The sequence below is a fragment of the Paraburkholderia sp. BGA-UO-ETr-F21 genome (assembly GCF_059567925.1).
Map to the genome: position 1 here is coordinate 135,739 of NZ_JCAQOY010000008.1, position 18,193 is coordinate 153,931.

At 63.3% G+C, this 18,193-nt stretch carries 15 protein-coding genes; 5 read left to right on the top strand and 10 right to left on the bottom strand.

Features of this window, described 5'->3' with window-relative positions:
- Window positions 1-100 precede the first annotated feature (100 nt).
- From dnaK to pabB, 3 genes are all read left to right on the top strand, one after another.
- Window positions 101-2,062, top strand: coding sequence for a molecular chaperone DnaK (gene dnaK / locus AC57B1_RS07485; protein WP_091796669.1), 1,962 nt, complete (start codon window positions 101-103; stop codon window positions 2,060-2,062).
- 271 nt (window positions 2,063-2,333) lie between these two features.
- Window positions 2,334-3,476, top strand: a complete 1,143-nt coding sequence (dnaJ, locus tag AC57B1_RS07490; RefSeq protein WP_091796668.1) for a molecular chaperone DnaJ — start codon at window positions 2,334-2,336, stop codon at window positions 3,474-3,476.
- 25 nt (window positions 3,477-3,501) lie between these two features.
- Window positions 3,502-5,430 carry an aminodeoxychorismate synthase component I gene (gene pabB / locus AC57B1_RS07495; protein WP_496417119.1) on the top strand — a complete coding sequence of 643 codons (1,929 nt, stop codon included), beginning with the start codon at window positions 3,502-3,504 and terminating at the stop codon, window positions 5,428-5,430.
- A 156-nt stretch (window positions 5,431-5,586) separates the two neighbouring features.
- Here pabB and panB read toward each other — a convergent pair whose 3' ends face one another.
- From panB to AC57B1_RS07530, 7 genes are all read right to left on the bottom strand, one after another.
- Window positions 5,587-6,402 (bottom strand): 3-methyl-2-oxobutanoate hydroxymethyltransferase, encoded by an 816-nt coding sequence (panB, locus tag AC57B1_RS07500; RefSeq protein ID WP_408186796.1) that lies wholly within the window; start codon window positions 6,400-6,402, stop codon window positions 5,587-5,589.
- A gap of 37 nt (window positions 6,403-6,439) precedes the next feature.
- Window positions 6,440-7,120 carry a deoxynucleoside kinase gene (locus tag AC57B1_RS07505; protein WP_496417120.1) on the bottom strand — a complete coding sequence of 227 codons (681 nt, stop codon included), beginning with the start codon at window positions 7,118-7,120 and terminating at the stop codon, window positions 6,440-6,442.
- Window positions 7,117-7,665: a 2-amino-4-hydroxy-6-hydroxymethyldihydropteridine diphosphokinase gene (folK, locus tag AC57B1_RS07510; RefSeq protein WP_091796664.1), complete on the bottom strand. Its 549-nt coding sequence runs from the start codon at window positions 7,663-7,665 to the stop codon at window positions 7,117-7,119. The genes AC57B1_RS07505 and folK overlap by 4 nt, the downstream gene beginning before the upstream one ends.
- Window positions 7,666-7,713: 48 nt before the next feature.
- Complete coding sequence (gene pcnB, locus AC57B1_RS07515; RefSeq protein ID WP_496417121.1) at window positions 7,714-9,303, bottom strand: polynucleotide adenylyltransferase PcnB; 1,590 nt, start codon at window positions 9,301-9,303, stop codon at window positions 7,714-7,716.
- Window positions 9,300-9,986, bottom strand: coding sequence for a histidinol-phosphatase (locus AC57B1_RS07520; protein WP_091796662.1), 687 nt, complete (start codon window positions 9,984-9,986; stop codon window positions 9,300-9,302). The genes pcnB and AC57B1_RS07520 overlap by 4 nt, the downstream gene beginning before the upstream one ends.
- A complete protein-coding gene (gene hda / locus AC57B1_RS07525) occupies window positions 9,979-10,749 on the bottom strand; it encodes a DnaA regulatory inactivator Hda (RefSeq protein WP_408301050.1) in 771 nt (256 codons plus the stop codon). Before hda ends, AC57B1_RS07520 begins: the two co-directional genes overlap by 8 nt.
- Window positions 10,750-10,821: 72 nt before the next feature.
- Window positions 10,822-11,898, bottom strand: a complete 1,077-nt coding sequence (locus AC57B1_RS07530) for an AI-2E family transporter (RefSeq protein WP_496417122.1) — start codon at window positions 11,896-11,898, stop codon at window positions 10,822-10,824.
- A 101-nt stretch (window positions 11,899-11,999) separates the two neighbouring features.
- Here AC57B1_RS07530 and purM point away from each other — a divergent pair, with 101 nt between their 5' ends.
- Window positions 12,000-13,067: a phosphoribosylformylglycinamidine cyclo-ligase gene (gene purM / locus AC57B1_RS07535; RefSeq protein ID WP_496417123.1), complete on the top strand. Its 1,068-nt coding sequence runs from the start codon at window positions 12,000-12,002 to the stop codon at window positions 13,065-13,067.
- Window positions 13,068-13,145: 78 nt separating this feature from the next.
- On the opposite strand, the gene miaA is transcribed toward purM, so the two are convergent.
- Window positions 13,146-14,093, bottom strand: coding sequence for a tRNA (adenosine(37)-N6)-dimethylallyltransferase MiaA (gene miaA, locus AC57B1_RS07540; RefSeq protein WP_496417124.1), 948 nt, complete (start codon window positions 14,091-14,093; stop codon window positions 13,146-13,148).
- A 34-nt stretch (window positions 14,094-14,127) separates the two neighbouring features.
- Window positions 14,128-16,188 (bottom strand): DNA mismatch repair endonuclease MutL, encoded by a 2,061-nt coding sequence (gene mutL / locus AC57B1_RS07545; protein WP_496417125.1) that lies wholly within the window; start codon window positions 16,186-16,188, stop codon window positions 14,128-14,130.
- Between the two features lie 206 nt (window positions 16,189-16,394).
- Between mutL and AC57B1_RS07550 the strand changes: the two genes are divergently transcribed.
- The gene (locus tag AC57B1_RS07550; RefSeq protein ID WP_496417126.1) at window positions 16,395-17,066 is read left to right on the top strand and encodes a DedA family protein; all 672 of its coding nucleotides are present in this window, start codon (window positions 16,395-16,397) and stop codon (window positions 17,064-17,066) included.
- Window positions 17,067-17,229: 163 nt separating this feature from the next.
- Here AC57B1_RS07550 and AC57B1_RS07555 read toward each other — a convergent pair whose 3' ends face one another.
- Window positions 17,230-18,042, bottom strand: coding sequence for a mechanosensitive ion channel family protein (locus tag AC57B1_RS07555; protein WP_496417127.1), 813 nt, complete (start codon window positions 18,040-18,042; stop codon window positions 17,230-17,232).
- Window positions 18,043-18,193 lie beyond the last annotated feature (151 nt).

Sequence of the window (18,193 nt, forward strand, 5' to 3'; positions counted from 1 at the left end):
TTATGTTGAGTGCAGGTAGGAATTGAGAGCGGATCGCCTTACCGCCAGCAGGGCAAACAAGGCGCTTCCCGCAGCGATCAAAGTCAGGAGATTAGTAAAAATGGGCAAAATCATCGGCATCGACCTCGGCACGACCAACTCGTGCGTGGCGATCATGGAAGGCAATTCGGTCAAGGTGATCGAGAATTCGGAAGGCGCGCGCACCACGCCGTCGATCATCGCTTACATGGAAGACGGCGAGATTCTCGTCGGCGCGCCCGCGAAGCGTCAGTCGGTCACGAACCCGAAAAACACGCTGTACGCGGTCAAGCGCCTGATTGGCCGCCGCTTCGAAGAAAAAGAAGTGCAGAAAGACATCGGCCTGATGCCGTACAAGATCATGAAAGCCGACAACGGCGACGCATGGGTCGAAGTGCGCGATCAGAAGCTCGCTCCGCCGCAAATTTCGGCTGAAGTGCTGCGCAAGATGAAGAAGACCGCTGAAGACTACCTCGGCGAGCCGGTCACGGAAGCCGTGATCACGGTTCCCGCGTACTTCAACGACAGCCAGCGTCAGGCCACCAAAGACGCAGGCCGCATCGCCGGTCTGGAAGTGAAGCGGATCATCAACGAACCGACCGCAGCCGCTTTGGCATTCGGTCTGGACAAGGCCGAAAAGGGCGACCGCAAGATCGCGGTGTATGACCTGGGCGGCGGTACGTTCGACGTGTCGATCATCGAAATCGCCGACGTTGACGGTGAAATGCAGTTCGAAGTGCTGTCCACGAACGGCGATACGTTCCTGGGCGGTGAAGACTTCGACCAACGCATCATCGACTACATCATCGGCGAGTTCAAGAAGGAACAGGGTGTCGATCTGTCGAAAGACGTGCTCGCGCTGCAGCGCCTGAAGGAATCGGCTGAAAAGGCCAAGATCGAGCTGTCGTCGAGCCAGCAAACCGAAATCAACCTGCCGTACATCACGGCAGACGCGTCGGGTCCGAAGCATTTGAACCTGAAAATTACGCGTGCGAAGCTGGAAGCGCTGGTTGAAGAGCTGATCGAACGCACCATTGAACCGTGCCGCGTGGCCATCAAGGACGCAGGCGTGAAGGTCGGCGAAATCGACGACGTGATTCTGGTCGGCGGTATGACCCGTATGCCGAAGGTGCAGGAAAAGGTTAAGGAATTCTTCGGCAAGGACCCGCGCCGTGACGTGAACCCGGACGAAGCTGTGGCTGTTGGCGCCGCGATTCAAGGTCAGGTTCTGTCGGGCGACCGCAAGGACGTTCTGCTGCTCGACGTGACCCCGCTGTCGCTCGGCATCGAAACGCTCGGCGGCGTGATGACGAAGATGATCAACAAGAACACCACGATCCCGACCAAGCACGCACAGGTCTACTCGACGGCCGACGACAATCAGGGCGCCGTGACGATCAAGGTGTATCAGGGCGAACGCGAAATGGCAGCTGGCAACAAGCTGCTGGGCGAGTTCAACCTCGAAGGCATTCCGCCGGCACCGCGCGGCACGCCGCAGATCGAAGTGAGCTTCGACATCGACGCGAACGGCATTCTGCACGTCGGCGCGAAAGACAAGGCGACCGGCAAGGAAAACCGCATCACGATCAAGGCGAACTCGGGTCTATCCGAAGCCGAAATCGAGAAGATGGTGAAGGACGCCGAAGCGAACGCGGAAGAAGACCACAAGCTGCGTGAGTTGGCCGACGCCCGCAACCAGGGTGACGCGCTGGTCCACAGCACGAAGAAGGCGCTCACCGAATACGGCGACAAGCTGGAAGCTTCCGAAAAGGAAAAGATCGAAGCCGCGCTCAAGGACCTCGAAGAAACGCTGAAGAGCGGTTCGAGCGACAAGGCCGCGATCGAAGCCAAGATCGAAGTGGTGGCCACCGCCTCGCAGAAGATGGGCGAGAAGATGTACGCCGACATGCAGGCTGCGCAAGGCGCGGAAGCCGCGGCAGCAGGCGCGGCGGGTGCGGGCGGCGCGGGTGCATCGGCGGGTGGCGCGAGCCAGCAGCAGGACGACGTGGTCGACGCCGAGTTCAAGGAAGTCAAGAAAGACTAAAGCCAGGTCGCATTTCGACCGTAAAGCCGCACACAGCAATGTGTGCGGCCCGGCTGCACAAGGGATTGCGTCCAACCGGACGACATGAACGTGCGAAAGCGGTTATCGCGCCTGGCGAGCCTTTCGGGGCTCTCCGGGCACATTTGTTTTATGGAGGGCGTTGTTTTCAGGCCGTGTTGAACGGGCGTGAAACAGCGGCCGGACGAGTCGTTAGACTCCAGCATTCAAGAGGAGCCACCGCGTCGCATTGCGCGAGTGGCGTTGAACCGATATGGCGAAACGGGATTACTACGAGGTTCTGGGCGTCGCGAAGAACGCGAGCGACGACGAAATCAAGAAGGCTTATCGCAAGCTCGCGATGAAGCACCACCCCGACCGCAATCCGGGCAACAAGGATGCGGAAGGGCATTTCAAAGAGGTGAAGGAAGCCTATGAAATGCTGTCGGACTCGCAAAAGCGTGCCGCGTACGACCAGTACGGCCACGCGGGCGTCGATCCGAACATGGGCGGTGCCGGAGCGCAAGGCTTTGGCGGTTTTGCCGACGCATTCGGCGATATTTTCGGCGACATCTTCGGCCAGGCGGCCGGTGGCGCCGCACGCGGCGGTGGCGGTCGCGCGGGCCCGCAGGTGTATCGCGGCGCCGATCTGCGCTACAGCATGGAAATCACGCTCGAACAGGCCGCACACGGCTACGACACGCAGATCCGCGTGCCGAGCTGGGTCTCGTGCGAAATCTGTCACGGTTCGGGCGCCAAGCCCGGCACCAAGCCGGAAACCTGCCCGACCTGTAGCGGTTCGGGTTCGGTGCGGATGTCGCAGGGCTTCTTCAGCATTCAGCAAACCTGCCCGAAGTGCCACGGCACCGGCACCTACATTCCCGACCCATGCGGCCACTGCCACGGCGCGGGCAAGGTGAAGGAAACCAAGACGCTGGAAGTGAAAATCCCGGCAGGTATCGACGACGGCATGCGTATCCGTTCCGCCGGCAATGGCGAGCCGGGCATCAACGGTGGCCCGTCGGGCGATCTGTACGTCGAAATTCATATCAAGCAGCACTCGGTGTTCGAGCGCGACGGCGACGATCTGCATTGCCAGATGCCGATTCCGTTCACTACCGCGGCGCTCGGCGGCGAGATCGAAGTGCCGACCCTCGCGGGCCGCGCGAGCTTCACCGTGCCGGAGGGCACGCAATCGGGCAAGACGTTCCGTCTGCGTGGCAAGGGCATCAAGGGGCTGCGTTCGAGCATTGCCGGCGATCTGTACGTGCACGTGCAAGTCGAAACGCCGGTCAAGCTGACCGAGCCGCAGCGCGATTTGCTCAAGCAGTTCGAAAAGGCGCTGGTCGAGGGCGGTTCGCGGCATAGCCCGCAAAGCAAGAGCTGGTTCGACCGGGTGAAGAGCTTCTTCGATTAATGACAGTTTGATTTTGGCGGTAAGCATGACGGCAGATGAGCACGGCGCGGTTTTCGCATTGCTCGACGATTGCGACGCGTTGCCGGCGCGCCCTTCGAGTCGTCTGTACACGGGCTTTGTGCAGGAATGGGTGTGTGCGGATGCCGCGCAACTCGAAGCCGTGTGCGAGCGCGTGGCTGCGGAAACCCTGCGTGGTTTGCATGCCGTCGTGCTCGCCGACTATGAGTTCGGCCGGGATCTCCTCGGCGCCGAGGCGCATTGGTCTCTGAAAACGCAGCGTGGCGATGCCACGCTGCGTTTTTTATTGTTCGAACGTTGCGAGAAGCGTTCGCGTGAAGAGGTCGACGCGTGGCTCATGGCACGCGACCAGGGCGCGGCCGAGCCATCGGTGGCGGGCACGGCGAACGTGCGCGCGAGCGTCGATCCGCTGCAGTTCAACGCGGCGATCGACGGGGTCCACGCAGCCCTGCGCGCGGGCGATTCCTATCAGGTCAACTACACGTACCGGCTCGGCTTCGACGTGTTCGGCTCGCCGGTCGCGCTGTATCGGCGGCTGAGAGCACGCCAGCCGGTTCGCTACGGTGCGCTGATCGCGTTGCCGGACGGCGATTGGGTGTTGTCGTGTTCGCCGGAACTCTTCGTCGAAAAGCAGGGCGAGACGTTACATGCGCGGCCGATGAAAGGCACAGCGCCGCGATCCGACGACCCGGCGGCGGACCGGCGCGCTGCCGAATTCCTCGGCAACGATCCTAAAAACCGCGCCGAAAACGTGATGATCGTCGACCTGTTGCGCAACGACCTGTCGCGAGTGGCGCAAACGGGCTCGGTCAAGGTGCCGGCGCTCTTTTCGGTTGAGCCGTATGCGACGGTCTGGCAGATGACGTCCACTGTGCATGCGGCGTTGCGGCCCGGCACATCGTTCGCCGGGATACTGCGCGCGCTGTTTCCCTGTGGCTCGATCACGGGCGCGCCGAAGCATCGCACGATGCAATTGATCGATGAACTCGAAAGCACGCCGCGTGGGCTCTATACCGGCGCCATCGGCTGGCTGGATGCGCCCTCGGCGGTTGCGGATGCAACGGGTGCGGGCACACCCGCTCCGGCTGCGAACGAAACCGCCTGCGGTGACTTCTGCCTGTCCGTCGCGATCCGCACGTTGACGCTGAGCCGGTCGGCGCAAACCGGGCAACTGGAAGGCAAAATGGGCATCGGCGCGGGGATCGTGCTCGACAGCGTCGCCGCCGACGAATACGCGGAGTGCCAGTTGAAAGCCCGCTTTCTGACCCATGCCGAACCGGGTTTCGAACTCTTCGAAACGATGTATGCGACGCGCGAAGAGGGCGTGCGGCATCTGTCGCGCCATCTTGCGCGGCTCTCGTCGAGCGCGGCGGTACTTGGCTTCAAACTCGACGAAACGATCGCCAACGCCCTTCGCGCGGAGATCGCGGCGAAGTGCGCGGCCCTGCCGGCACAAACTCCGCATCGCATGCGTCTCGCGTTGAGCAAGAACGGCACGGCGAACATCACCGCGGCCGTGCTGACGCCGCTAGCCGACTCCACCGTCGGCGTGTTGCTCGGACCCGATCACGCTTTCCCGGCAACCGACGCCTATGACTTGCTGCTGCGTCACAAAACCACTCGCCGCGCCGAATACGATCGCGGCTGGCGCGAAGCCGAAGCGAAGGGCGCATTCGACACGCTGTTCTTCAACGCGCAGGGCGAATTGACCGAAGGTGGCCGGTCGAATGTCTTCGTGAAGTCGGCTGGGCGCTGGTGGACGCCGCCGCTTGCGTCGGGCGTGCTGCCAGGCGTGATGCGCAGCGTGTTGCTCGAGGAAACGTCGGGTCTGCAGGCGGCCGAACGTGTGCTCACCCGGACCGATCTGCAAAACGCCGAAGCGCTGATGGTGTGCAATGCACTGCGAGGCGCGCTGCCGGCGCGGATCGTGGACTGAGAGAGGCGCGCCGCCACTGGCTGGGACAGGTCGACCGGTCGCCAGAGAAAGATAACCGGCCTTGTATGCGTTTGAACGCGATATCGGATACGCGCCAAAGCGAACGACAACGGGCACGAAACGGCCCGTTCCGCTCGATCCTCTAACGCTCGAAACTCAGAACGTGTGCTCCGGCCCAGGGAACGAACCGTCCTTCACGGCAGCCACATAAGCTTCCACGGCCGCGAGAATACTCGGCTGCCCCTGCATGAAATCCTTCACGAAGCGCGGGCGCTTGCCGGGGAAAATGCCCAGCATGTCGTGCAGTACCAGCACCTGACCCGAACAATCCAGTCCCGCGCCGATACCGATCGTCGGAATGCGCAGTTGCTTTGTGACGTCGCTTGCGAGCAGCGTCGGGATCGCTTCCATCACGATCAATTGCGCGCCGGCCGCCTGCACGGCGAGCGAGTCGCGCAGCAACTGCGTCGCGCCCGCTTCGGTCTTGCCTTGCACCTTGAAGCCGCCGAACGCATGCACCGATTGCGGCGTCAGGCCGACGTGCGCGCACACGGGAATCGAGCGCTCCACGAGGAAGCGCACCGTGTCCGCGAGCCATTCTCCGCCCTCGAGCTTCACCATCTGCGCGCCGGCGCGCATCAATTCAACCGAGCTTCTGAATGCCTCTTCCGGCGTGCCGTAAGTGCCGAACGGCAAGTCGGCCACGATCAGCGCCGCGGGCCGCGCGCGTGCCACGCTAGCCGTGTGATACGCGATGTCGGCCAGCGACACGGGCAGGGTGGTCGTCTGGCCTTGCAGCACGTTGCCAAGCGAGTCGCCGATCAGCAGCACGTCGACGCCCGCGCGGTCCAGCAGCGCGGCGAAGCTCGCGTCGTAACAGGTGAGCATGGCGATTCTTTCGCCGGCGTCGCGCATTGCCTGCAGTTTCGGCACGGTGATAGCGTTCCGGCTCGCTTCCTGCAAATAGGTCATGGGTCAATCCGTTGAGAAAAAGAGGAGGCCACGCCGCTCAGAGCGACGTGCCTTTGACAAAGAATTCCTTGCGGCCGCGCATGGTTTCAATGCGTTCGGCGAGCAGCGCAAGGTCCGCGTCGGAGTCGAGCGGATTCAGGTGTTCGGCGTTGACCGTTAGCACGGGCGTGCGGTCGTAGTGATAGAAAAACTCGTTGTACGCATCGCACAGGGCGTGCAGATAGGCGTCGGAAATCTGCAGCTCCATCGGCACGGCGCGCTTCTGGATACGCGCGAACAGCACCTCAGGGCTCGCCTGCAGATAGACGACGAAGTCTGGCGCCGGCGCGCTGGCTTCGATACGCGCGGCAAGCGCGCGGTACAACTGCCACTCGTCTTCCTGCAGCGTCAGACGCGCGAAGATGTCGTTCTTCTGCGTCATGAAATCGGCGATCAGCGGCGTGCCCGACAGGTGCGCCGCGCTTACGTCCTGAGCCTGCTGCGCGCGTTGCAACGCGAAGTGCAGTTGTGTGGGTAACGCGTAACGCGCGGTATCGCGGTAAAAACGTTCGAGAAAAGGATTGTCCTGCGGCCGTTCGAACAGTTCATGCATCGACCAGCGCTGCGCAAGGCGCCGTGCGAGCGACGTCTTGCCGACGCCGATCGGCCCTTCGATCGCGAGATAGCCGAACGGCGGCCGCAGTTGCGGTGCCGTGACGGTGAGCGGCGATGAATTCATTCGCAGGGGCCCTTGCCGGCAGTGCCTTCACCGGCGGTCAATGCATTGAGCATAGGACACTGGCAAGGCCCTTTCACCTTCTCGATGCGCTGATCGCTCACGCCGCTGAGCAGCGCCTCGGCGCGGCCATGTTGCGGAATGACCAGTGCGGCGTCGATCTCGACGAGCGGCACCAGCGCGAAGGCGCGTTCAGTCAGGCGAGGATGCGGCACGATCAGATCGGCTTCGTCGATCGATTGATCGCCGAACAGCAGAATGTCCAGATCGAGCGTGCGCGGTGCGTTGCGAAACGGCCGCTCACGGCCGAACTGATGTTCGATCTTGTGGCATAGCGCAAGCAGATGCCGCACGGGGAGCGTCGTATCGACCTTCACGACGCAGTTGAAATAGTCGTCACCGCCCGCGTCGATCGGGGCAGTGCGATACAGGCTCGACTTGGCGAGCACGGTGATGGTGTGCTGTTGTGCGAGGCACACCACCGCGTCTTTCAGGGTCTGGCGCGCGTCCCCGAGATTCGCGCCGAGGCCGAGATAAGCAACCGTCATGGCATAACTTCCTGCAACTATCGTTCGACGGCAACAGCCAACGCTGTGTCAGTCTTCGTGCGAGCCGTTATGGCCTGCTTCGTCGGCTGTGCGTTCGGCTGGCGTGCCGCCCTCCAATCCGTCGCCCGGCTTGCGGCTTCTCGCGCCACTGCTGCGCCGCCGTCGTTTTCTGGGGCTTCGGTCCTTCCCGCCTTGCGTGAGCAATGTCTCACGTGCGGCGATGTCTCCGTCTATGAACTCCGTCCACCACGCACCGACCGACTCGTCGAGTTCGCCCGATTCGCAGCGCAACAGGAGGAAATCATACCCCGCTCTAAATCTTTGGTGTTCCAGCAGCTTCAGCGCGCTTCTTCCCGAGCGTTTCTCGAGGCGTAACTGCAGACCCCAGATCTCGCGCATATCCGATGAGAAGCGCTTGTGGATCGCGAGTTTCTCGGTTTGCATGTCGAGCACGTCGTCCATTGCGCGATGCAAGGCGGGGACCGGATATTCGCCGTTCGCTTCGAATTTTTGCCAACGCTGCTGCACGTCGTGCCACAACAACGTGGCGAACAGGAAGCCCGGCGACACCGGTTTGCCGGCGCGCACGCGGGCATCCGTGTTGTTCAAAGCAAGCGTGATGAATTTCTCGCCGATGGGTTGTTCGAGCACCACGTCTAGCAAGGGCAGCAGGCCATGATGCAGGCCCTCCTGCCGGAGGCGTTTCAAACACGCGAGCGCATGGCCGGAGAGCATCAGCTTGAGCATCTCGTCAAACAGGCGCGCGGCGGGCACGTTGTTGATCAGATCGGCCATGTTGGCGATCGGCTCGCGGGTGCTGTCCTCGATCTCGAAGTCGAGCTTCGCCGCGAAACGCACCACGCGCAGCATGCGCACCGGATCTTCGCGGTAACGCGTGGCCGGGTCGCCGATCATGCGCAACAGGCGTGCGCGCATGTCGGCCATGCCGTTGTGATAATCCAGCACGGTTTGCGTGGCCGGATCGTAGTACATCGCGTTGATCGTGAAGTCGCGGCGCGTGGCGTCTTCGTGCTGCTCGCCCCACACGTTGTCGCGCAGCACGCGCCCGCTTGCATCCACGGCGTGGGTGCGGCGGTCGAGTTCGTCGCGCTTCAGGCGGCGCGGCGGCGCCGCGTCTGCCGCGGGCGGATCGACCAACGCGCGGAACGTGGAGGTTTCGATGATTTCCTGGCCGAACTGCACATGCACGATCTGAAACCGCCGTCCGATGATGCGCGCGCGGCGGAACAGCTTCTGCACCTGTTCAGGCGTGGCGTCGGTCGCGACGTCGAAGTCTTTCGGCTTGATGCCGAGCAGCAGATCGCGCACCGCACCGCCGACGATGAACGCGCGGTGCCCGGCCTGTTGCAGACCCTCGGTCACGCGAATTGCGTTCCGCGAGATCAGCGACTGGTCGATGCCGTGCACGTCGTGCGGAATGATGACCGGCACGTCCGGGTCGCGTACGGTTTTCGCGGGCGCGCTGGCGCGGGTGGGCTTGCGGCGCGCTTTGCTCGCGCCTGACGGAGTGCGCGCCGGCGCGTTGCCGGTGTCGTCTGCTTCGGCTTCGGCGGGCAGGGTGTCGTCAGCGGGTGCCGCGTCCTGGCCGAATAGCTTGCGGATAAATTTTTTGATCACGAGGGTTGGAAGAGTTCGAGGATGCGCCAGCCTTTGGCCTGCGCATGGGCGCGCAATGTGTCGTCGGGATTGGTCGCGATCGGGTCCGTGACTTTTTCGAGCAGCGGGATGTCGTTGTGCGAATCGCTATAGAAATAGCTGTGCTCGAAGTCGCTCCACGTCTTGCCGAGCGAGGCGAGCCACGCTTCGGTGCGCACGATCTTGCCTTCCTTGTAGCTCGGCGTGCCGGTGGGGCGCCCGGTGTACGGCGAATGCGGCTCGCCGTCGACGGTTTCCGCTTCGCAGGCGATCAGCGTGTCGACGCCGAATGCCTGCGCGATCGGGCGGGTGATGAATTCGTTGGTGGCGGTGACCACGCAGCACAGGTCGCCGGCTTCCTGGTGCTGCTTCACCAACTCCTGCGCCACGGGGAAGATCGCCGGCTTGATGACTTCGTGCATGTACTGCGCGTGAAAGTCGGCGAGTTGCGCGCGCGTGTACTTCGACAGCGGCGTGAGCATGGCGATCAGATAGGCGTGAATGTCGAGCCGGCCGGCTTTGTAGTCGGCGAAAAAGCGGTCGTTTTCACGGGCGAAATTTTCGGCGTCGACCATGCCGTGTTTCACCATGAAGCGGCCCCATTCGTGGTCGCTGTCGGTGGGGATGAGCGTGTGGTCGAGGTCGAAGAGTGCGAGGTTAGCCATGGGGGCCTATTTTACTTGAAGCGGCGGATGAAGCGGATGAGCTCGCCGAGTTGGGCGCGGCACGCCGTTCTTCGGCGTCCGGCGAGGCCAGCATGGTGCGCAACAGCGGCAGCGTGACCGCGCGTTTCTGTTCGAGCGAAAAGCGGTCGAGCGCGTCGAGCAGCGCCATCAGGCTCGGCATGTCGCGGCGAAAATGCGTGAGCAGGTAGGCCGGCACGTCGTCGGCGAGCATGATGCCGCGCTCACGCGCCGCGTGTTTGAGGACCGCGGCCTTGCCTTCGTCGGGCAGCGGCGCGAGATGGAACACGAGGCCCCAGCCGAGGCGCGTGCGTAAATCCTCGCGCACCGTCATACCGATGGGCGGCGCGTTGCCCGCGGCGACGAGTGCGCTGGTGGGATGCGCGCGCACTTCGTTGAACAGGTTGAAAACGGCGATTTGCTGTGCGGCGGAGAGTGCGTCGCAATCGTCGATCGCATACAGGGCGACGCGCGGGTCGAAACTGAAGGCGGCGAGGCTGCTCTGCGGTCCGGCGAAACGCGCGTGCCCCGGCGACGCTTCGTGCACGAGCGCCTGCAGCAGATGCGTGCGGCCGCTGCCGGACTCGCCCCAGATGTAGAAGGTGCGATCGGCGACCGGCCCGGCGGCGAGCGCGTTTTCGAGCTCGCGCAGGCGCGTGACCAGCTCGGCGTTGGCGCCGGCGAAGAAATTGTCGAATGTCGATGGCGGCGGGGTGCCGAGATCGAGCGTCAGTTGACGAAGCACAGTAGGTTAATGCCGAAAATGAGGCCAAGCCGCAAATGGCCCGTCACGCGGGCCGGAATAGTCAACAAGCAGTCAGTTCTTATAAAGCGTGCTCGCCAGATAGCTTTGGCGCAACTCGCGCATGGCGACCGACAGGATCGCGCTGACCGGCAACGCCAGCAATACGCCGAAAAAGCCGAAGAGCTGCCCGAACGCGAGCAATGCGAAAATCACCGCGAGCGGGTGCAGGCCGATCCGTTCGCCCACCAGACGCGGCGTGAGAAAGAAGCTCTCCAGGATCTGGCCGACACCGTAAATCAGCGCGACCGCGCCGAAGCCGTACCAGTCGCCGAATTGCAGCAGCGCCGCGAGCAGCGCCAGCGCGAGACCTGTGGCAAACCCGATGTACGGGATGAACACCGCGAGCCCCGTGAAGATCCCGACCGGCAACGCGATCTCGAAGCGCGCGAGGCTCAGCGCAATCGCATAGTATGCGGCGAGCACGCCCATGACGAGCAACTGGCCGCGCAGATATTGCGACAGCATCTGGTCCATGTCGCGCGCGAGTTGCAGCGTCTTGTCGAGCCAGCGGCGCGGCACCACGACCTGTATGCGGGCGAGCATGCGGTTCCAGTCGTACAGCAGGTAGAACAGCACGAGCGGCACCATCACCACGTTGCCGACCACCGTCATCATGACATTGCCGCTCGTGCGGATGGAGGTCCACGCATACATCGCCACCGTCTGCGCGCTGCCTTCGAGCTGCCCCATCACGAGATCGCGGATGCTGGCGAAGTCGAGCGAATCGGCGAGGCCCAGCATGGCCAGCTTGGGTTGCAGCCAGGCGTTCACGTGCGCGAACAGCACCGGCACCTGCTGCCGCAACTGCGGCCCTTCTTTCTGGATGACGGCGAGCACCAGCAGCACGAGCAAGGTCATGAGCAGCGTGAAGAGCAGCATCATGAGCAACGCCGCAAGACCGCGCGGCACGCGCCGGCGTACCATCCAAGCGACGCCCGGCTGCAGAATGTACGCGAGAATCGCACCGAGCAGAAACGGCGTGAGAACCGGACTCAGCAGCCAGAGCAGTATGCCGATGCCTAGCGCAATGGCAAGCCAGGTGAAGGCGCGGCGCTGGACAGGCGTCGTAATCGAGGAGTTCTCTTGCAAAGTTGTTTCCCAGGTGTCGTTCGGGACCGGATGATTCAAATTCCAGCCAGTCGGCCGGCATCGGGTAAAATCGCATTTTACCGACCTTCGAGCTCGTCCCCATGAATCAACCGAAATCCGCCCCGAATTCAACTGGTTCGGCCCAAGGGTTGTCGTATCGCGACGCCGGCGTGGACATCGACGCGGGCGACGCCCTTGTCGACGCGATCAAGCCCTTTGCCAAAAAGACGATGCGCGACGGCGTGCTGGGCGGCATCGGCGGGTTCGGCGCGCTGTTCGAAGTGCCGAAGAAGTATAAAGAGCCGGTGCTCGTGTCCGGCACCGACGGCGTCGGCACCAAGCTGCGCCTCGCCTTTCAACTGAACAAACACGACACCGTCGGCCAGGATCTGGTGGCGATGAGCGTGAACGACATTCTCGTGCAAGGCGCCGAGCCGCTGTTTTTCCTCGACTATTTCGCTTGCGGCAAGCTGGACGTCGGCACGGCGGCAACGGTCGTGAAGGGTATCGCGCACGGCTGCGAACTGTCCGGTTGCGCGCTGATCGGCGGTGAGACGGCGGAAATGCCGGGCATGTACCCCGACGGCGAATACGATCTGGCCGGTTTCGCGGTCGGCGCGGTGGAAAAGAGCAAGATTATCGACGGCAGCACGATTGCCCCGGGCGACGTGGTGCTCGGTCTGGCTTCGAGCGGCATCCATTCGAACGGTTTTTCGCTGGTGCGCAAGATCATCGAGCGCGCGCAGCCTGATCTGAACGCGGATTTCGACGGCCGCTCGCTCGCCGACGCGCTGATGGCGCCCACACATATCTACGTGAAGCCGCTGCTGGCGCTGATGCAGCAAGTCGCCGTCAAGGGTATGGCGCACATCACGGGTGGCGGGCTGGTCGAGAATATTCCGCGCGTGCTGCGTGAAGGTTTGACGGCTGAGCTGGACCATCGCGCCTGGCCGCTGCCGCCGCTGTTCTCGTGGCTGCAAAAGCACGGCGGCGTGGCGGATGCGGAAATGCACCGTGTGTTCAACTGCGGTATCGGCATGGCCGTGGTCGTGTCGGCTGCGTATGCTGACGCTGCAATCGGTTTGCTGTCCGCCGCCGGCGAGCAGGTCTGGAAGATCGGCGTGATTCGCGAAAGCGCGGCCGGTGAGGCTCAGACCGTAGTGGTCTAAAGGCTTCGGAGTCTGCGCGGCGCGCTTTCAGAGTGCGCCGCGCGGGTCAAAGCATCAACGCATCAAAGCATCAAAGTTTCAATCCAACGCTTCAATCGCCTCAAGCACCCGCGCTGTCGCGTGCGGATCGCAGCAATCCACCACCACTCGCTCCGACATGCTGCGCAGCCATGTGAGCTGCCGCTTGCACAATTGCCGCGTTGCGAAGACCCCCTTGTCGCGCATGGTCGAATAATCGACCGCGCCATCCAGATATTCCCAGACCTGCCGATAGCCCACGCAACGCATGGACGGCATCTCGGGCAATAAGTCGCCGCGCTCGCGCAACTTCACGACTTCATCGACGAAACCGCTGGCCAGCATCGCATCGAAGCGCTTCTCGATCCGCGCATGCAGCACACCGCGATCCGACGGCTCCAGCGCAATCGGCACGAAGCGCCATGCGGCGGCGGCGTCATCCACTCGGGCCGGCGCGGCCAGCAAGGCGGACATGGCCTGCCCGGTCAGCATGAAAACCTCCAGCGCCCGCTGAATGCGCTGTGAATCGTTCGGTGCGAGGCGCGCGGCCGTCACGGGATCGATCGCGGCAAGCCGGGCGTGCATGGCCGGCCAACCCTCGCGTGCGGCGTCGGCATCGAGCGTGGCGCGCAGGTCGGCGTCGGCGGCAGGCAGATCGTTGAGCCCCTGGGTGAGCGCCTTGTAGTACAGCATGGTTCCGCCGACCAGCACCGGTAAACGCCCGCGGGCGTGGATCTCACTGGTCAGCCGCAAGGTGTCGGCGCGAAATTGCGCGGCGGAGTAGGCGTCGGTCGGATCGACGATATCGATCAGATGATGCGGCGCCACCGCGCGCTCTTCAGCGGTTGGCTTGGCGGTGCCGATATCCATCTCGCGATAGACCAGCGCCGAATCGACACTGATGATTTCCACCGGACGCCGCGCGGCCAGCGCCAGCGCGGCGGCGGTTTTGCCGGACGCGGTCGGCCCGAGCAGGCAAGGGACGGTCGTGGGTATGCGTGAAGTCATAGGCCAGGCGGTCGCGTGTCGCGGCAGCGTCACGTCACTGACCACGCATGAACAGCCGATCGAGATCGGACAGCGTCAACTGATACCACGTAGGACGTCCGTGATTGCATTGATCGGCACGCTCGGTCGCCTCCATCTGACGCAGCAGCGCGTTCATTTCATCGAGCGTGAGGCGCCGGTTCGCACGCACCGCGTGATGGCACGCGAGCGTGCCGAGCAGTTCGTGCTGACGTTCGGTCAACACGCGCGAGCCGCCAAATGCATGCAGGTCGGAGAGGACCGCGCGCGCCAGCGCCTGCAGATCCGCGTCTTTTAGCAACGCCGGCACGGCGCGGATCGCGAGCGTGGTCGGCGACAGCACGGCGAGGTCGAAACCGAGTGCGTCGAGCGTGTCGCGCTCTTCTTCCACGGTGCCGATTTCGATCGGGTCGGCCTGCATCGACAGCGGGATCAGTAGCGGTTGCACGGCAATCGTGCGGTCCGCCAACGCGTTTTTGAACTGTTCGTACAGAATGCGCTCGTGCGCGGCGTGCATGTCGACGATCACCAGACCGTGCGCGTTCTGCGCCAGCACGTAGATGCCGTGGATCTGGCCGAGCGCGAAGCCGAGCGGTTGCTCGTCGGCGGCGTGGAAAGCGGGCGTGGAGTACGGCGCAGATGCGTTGTACGGCGACGGCGCTTCGCCGGCCGAATCGCGGACCTCGAAAAGCGTGGCGCCTTCCGCTGTGCCGGCATGCGTGTCTTTGCGGCCGAAGAGCGCGTCGTAGAACGCGAGCGGTTGGGCAACCGGCAGCGTGCCTTGCGTCATGCGGGCCTGGCGCATCCAGGTATTGCCGGACTGTGGCGACGATCCGAAGCCGCCTGATGTACCGCTTGATCCACCACCGAAACCGCTACCGAAGCCGCCTGCACCCGCACCGGGGCTGCCTCCGCCGATGCCCGCACCGCCGAGCGGCGTCGCGCCGAACGAAGCCGGCCCGCCAGCGGATGGCGCCAGATGCGCCGCATGCCCGCCCGCTGTCGTTTCCGGCGACGCGCCCGCATGCCGCGCCAATGCGCGCTGCACGGCGTGAAACACGAACTGGTGAATCGAGCGCGAATCGCGAAACCGTACTTCGATTTTCGACGGATGCACGTTCACATCGACCGCTTCAGGCGGCAGATCGAGAAACAGCACATAGGACGGATAGCGCTCGCCGTGCAGCACGTCTTCATAGGCGGCGCGTACGGCGTGCGTGAGCAGCTTGTCGCGCACAAAGCGGCCATTGACGAAGAAGTACTGCTGATCGGCGCGCCCGCGGCTCGCGGTCGGCAAGCCCGCGCAACCGTAGACCGCCAGCGGGCCGGCGGATTCGTCGAGCGGCAGATGCGCCGTGGCAAACGTGTCGCCGAGAATCTTCGCGACCCGCACGGGCGGCTCGCTGGCGTTCCAGTGTTCGACGGCCTTGCCGTTATGCAGCACCGAAATCGCGACATCCGGCCGTGCCAGCGCCGCGCGGCGGATCTGTTCGAGGCAGTGGCCGAGTTCGGTCTGCTCGCTCTTCAGAAATTTGCGGCGCGCCGGCGTGTTGAAGTACAACTCGCGGACTTCGATCGTGGTGCCTTGCGTGCCCGCTGCGGGGCTCAGCACGCCGGTTTGCGCATCCACGCGCACCGCGTGCGCCGCGTCGGCCGTGCGGCTCGTAATGGTCATCTGCGCGACAGAAGCGATCGAGGCCAACGCCTCGCCGCGGAACCCCAGCGTGGCCACTGCTTCCAGTTCGGCAAGCGAGCGGATTTTGCTGGTCGCGTGGCGCATCAGCGCTAGCGCGAGTTCGTTCTCGGGGATGCCGCAGCCGTCGTCGGTGATCGAGATGCGCTTCACGCCGCCTTCGTCGAGCAGAATGCGCAGCGACTGCGCGCCCGCGTCGAGCGCGTTTTCCAGCAGTTCCTTGACGACCGACGCCGGTCGCTCGACCACTTCGCCGGCGGCAATCTGACTGATCAGCTGATCGGGAAGGGGCTGGATCGCCCGCAACGGGCGTGGTGCGGGCGCGGTGGCGGAAACCGCGGTCGCGGCGTCGAGGCCGGCAGGCGTTTCGGAGAATTCGGACATGGCGAAATTATAGCGATTCGGCGCGGCAGGCTCGCGATGCGCCCGATCGCGCCGGAGCACGGGAGATTTTTAATCGCCGCCGGGCACTTTCTGTATCATGACGCGGTCAATTTGCCGCGGCGAGTGAGCGTTTGTCGCCATCGCCAGCTGGTCTGCCCATACGGCCATTTCCGCCACCGTCACATTCGCTTAATAAAGGATTCTCTTTGGACACGTTGCTACATTTCGTCAACCTTGTCTTGCACATCGACAAGTTCCTCGGAGACTTTATTCACGTGTACGGCGCCTGGGTCTACGCGGTGCTGTTTCTGATCGTGTTCTGCGAAACCGGGCTCGTGATTCTGCCGTTTCTGCCGGGCGATTCGCTACTGTTCATCGGCGGGGCTTTCTGTGCGACCGGAGAAATGAACATTGGCTTGCTGATCGTGTTGCTGCTCGTGGCGGCCGTCAGCGGCAATACCGTCAACTACATGATCGGGCGGGCCATTGGGCCGCGAGTGTTCAATTCGCACATTCCTTTTCTCGAGCGTTTTCTCGATCGCAGCGCGCTGCAGAAGACGCACAACTTCTACGAGAAGCATGGCGGCAAGACTATCGTGCTGGCGCGTTTCATTCCGGTGGTGCGCACCTTCGCGCCGTTCGTTGCGGGTGCATCCGAAATGACGGTGAGCCGGTTCCAGTTGTTCAATTTTGCCGGCGCCTTTTTCTGGGTGCTGCTGTTGACGTTGCTCGGTTATTTTTTCGGCAACATTCCGTTTATCCGTCAGTATCTGAATGTGATCGTGCTGGTGGGTATCGGTGCTGCGGTTGTACCGGTCGTGCTCGGCGCGTTGTGGAAGATGATGCGCAAGAACGCATCGAATGCGGGAAGCCGCTGAGGTTTTACCGCAGGGCTAGCCCGATAAAAAAACGGCGTCGCGAATCTCGCGACGCCGTTTTTGTTTGGTCTTTCTGAATCGCACGGATTTGACAATTAACAATTGGCAATGCGATTAATCCGCGCCGTCTCAGCCGGTGGCGATGCTCGTCGCGCGGCAACGCTCAGCTCACTGCACGCGGCGCGAGCGGCGTTTCCGGCGTCGGGTAGCCGGCTTCCTTGAACGTCTGGATGATCGCGCGATTAGTGTCGAAGTAGACCTGCCAATAGTTCTCATTGTGCGTGTAGGGCCGCACGCAGAGCAGCGGGCCTTCGGGCGTGAAGCTCAGCACTTCGATGTCCGGTGCGGGACTCTCGGCCACGTTCGGAATTTGCGTGACGGCCGCCTTCAGCCGGTTCATTGCATCCGTTGGATCGACGCCATTGGCGATCTTCGCTGTCAACTCGACGCGGCGCACGGGCAAGAGGCTGTAGTTCGAGATCGTGTCGGAAAAGATCTTGTTATTGCCGACGATAGTCGTCACGTTGTCCGGCGTCACGATGGTGGTGCCGAACAGACCCAACTCGGAGACCGTGCCGGTCACGCCGCCCGCGGTGACGAAATCGCCGACCTTGAACGGCCGCAGCACCTGCATGAATACGCCCGCGGCGAAGTGGGCAAGCAGGCCGCCCCAGGCGGTGCCGATCGCGAGGCCTAAGCCGGCGAGCAGCGCGGCGAACGATGTGGTCTGTACACCGAACACCTGCAGGATCGCGAGGATCAGCAGCAGGTTCAGCAGTGCGCCGAGAATCGAGCCGAGATAATGCGCCAGCGTGGGATCGACCCGTCCGTTGCGCGCCAGCACCTTGCGCAGCAGGCCAGTGATCAGGCCGATGAGCCATCGGCCGACGATCCACAGGACGATCGCCCCGACGACCTTGGTGCCGAGGTCGATGCCCCGGGTCATGATGAAGACGCGAACGGTTTCGAGATCCAAGATGTTCCTCGTTGGGTAAGTTGCCTTCGACTGATTGAACAACGGTGGTGCAATACAGCGGCAAATGCCCGGCGGCGGGCGCAAACGGTAACACTCGGTGTTCGGAAGTTATAGGCGACGGCGCGCGCATCCGCAAGGACCGTTCCAGTTC